Here is a 1,564-nt window from a genome sequence, read left to right as displayed (position 1 = left end):
CTCAGAGCGCCGATGAGCGCAGAGACCGAAGCCGCCCCACGCCCGCGCCGCTGGCTGGCCTATCTGCCGCTCGCGGTTTTCGCGGCCCTCGCTTGGCTCCTGTTCATGCGGCTCAACGCCGGCGATCCAGCGAGCATTCCCTCGACATTGATCGGCCAGTCCGCGCCGCGGCTCGACCTCCCCGGCCTCGACGGCGCGCCGGGACCGATCGACGCCGACTTGCGCTCAGGCCACGTGAGCGTGGTCAACATCTTCGCCTCGTGGTGCGAGCCCTGCCATTACGAGCATGAGTTCCTGATGACGCTCGCTGCCGATCCGTCGCTTCGCGCCAAGGGCGTCGCGATCTATGGCGTCGCGCAGAAGGATTCGGCCGAAAACATTCGCCGCTTCCTCGGCGCCAAGGGCGATCCTTACGCGAAGGTCGGACTCGACGGGGATGGACGCGCCGGGATCGACTGGGGGGTCTACGGCGTGCCGGAAACCTTCATCGTCAGAGGGGACGGGTCGTTGGCGTTCAAGCTGGTCGGCCCGATGACAGCTGCGACCTTGGAAAGCGAAGTCAAACCGCAGATCCTCAAGGCGATGAATTAGGGCGAAATCCCTTTTCCGCGAGGCCGACCCGCTCATCCCGGGCGGGTCCGTATTCGATCGCGCGATACTCGACTAAGGGTGCGGCCCCCAGAGGCGCAATTCATGCTCGGCGCGAAAGACGTTGCTATAGAGGCCGTTGATCCACTGCCGCCCGCTCGAGGTCACATTCAAATAGCGGATGGCGTCCTGAATGTAGGGGGACACCTTGTCCCAGTAGAATTGCGGATATTGGTCGACCATGTCCGCCGGCGATTCGTAGCCGAGTTGCCTCGTCAAGCCGATTTCGTCGAATTCGTGGTAGAGCGCATTGGCCTTCCTCAGATAATGCGGGTCGCCGAGCTGACCGACGAGGTCGGCGGCCCTGAGCAGCGCGGCCCATTCGCCGATTCCGTGGCCGGCAGGCGTGGAAGTGTATGGGAAGCTCGTGTGCTCGATCGCGCCCGCGATCAGTTCGCCGTCGAGTTCCTCGTCCGCGAGCCGATCCAGTACGAAGAGCTTGGACCGTTCGACGTGATATGGCGCGAGCGCAGCGTCGGATGCCCCGCGCGGCAATGTGACCTTTCGGCCGCTGGCGTCGATGACCAGGCCATCTTTGCCGTCCCCTTTGACGACCCCGCGGACGTATCCGATGTCGTGCGCGAGGCATGCGACGATGAAGTTCGAATACTCGACCGGGGTCGAGGCCGTGAGCAGCGCACGCCCCTTGAAGATATCGTGGCCGGCCAGGGTGATCAGCATCGTATGCTCGACGTTGTGGTAGAGGGCGTCGCTGTTGCCGATGCATTCGAGCGTGAGCTGCGCCGCGAACGGAATGATTTCGGCCAGGCGCGCATGTGAGCGCCCGAATGCATCCTTCGTGTCGGCGGCAAGGAACGAACTAAGCGCTTCCGCCGCCAGCTTGGGCAACGTGATCATGGACCGCCCCCGACGATAGAGCCAACGGGTGAACGCCGATTGCTGCGCGTAGCTCTAG

Annotated in this window: 2 protein-coding genes; one reads left to right on the top strand and one right to left on the bottom strand. The window is 63.9% G+C overall.

Going from position 1 to position 1,564, the window contains the following annotated elements:
- A partial coding sequence (locus WCB02_RS17075) for a DsbE family thiol:disulfide interchange protein (RefSeq protein ID WP_423959750.1) occupies positions 1-591 on the top strand: 591 nt, incomplete at its 5' end.
- 72 nt (positions 592-663) lie between these two features.
- On the opposite strand, the gene WCB02_RS17070 is transcribed toward WCB02_RS17075, so the two are convergent.
- Complete coding sequence (locus tag WCB02_RS17070) at positions 664-1,506, bottom strand: metal-dependent phosphohydrolase (protein ID WP_423959748.1); 843 nt, start codon at positions 1,504-1,506, stop codon at positions 664-666.
- Positions 1,507-1,564 lie beyond the last annotated feature (58 nt).

This window comes from Bradyrhizobium sp. (assembly GCF_049581145.1).
GTDB lineage: Bacteria > Pseudomonadota > Alphaproteobacteria > Rhizobiales > Xanthobacteraceae > Bradyrhizobium.
This window is presented reverse-complemented; position numbering and strand designations above follow the sequence as displayed.

Bases quoted from the DNA above. Each gene is read 5' to 3' on its own strand.
- WCB02_RS17070 (WP_423959748.1), bottom strand. From the start codon at position 1,506: ATGATCACGTTGCCCAAGCTGGCGGCGGAAGCGCTTAGTTCGTTCCTT.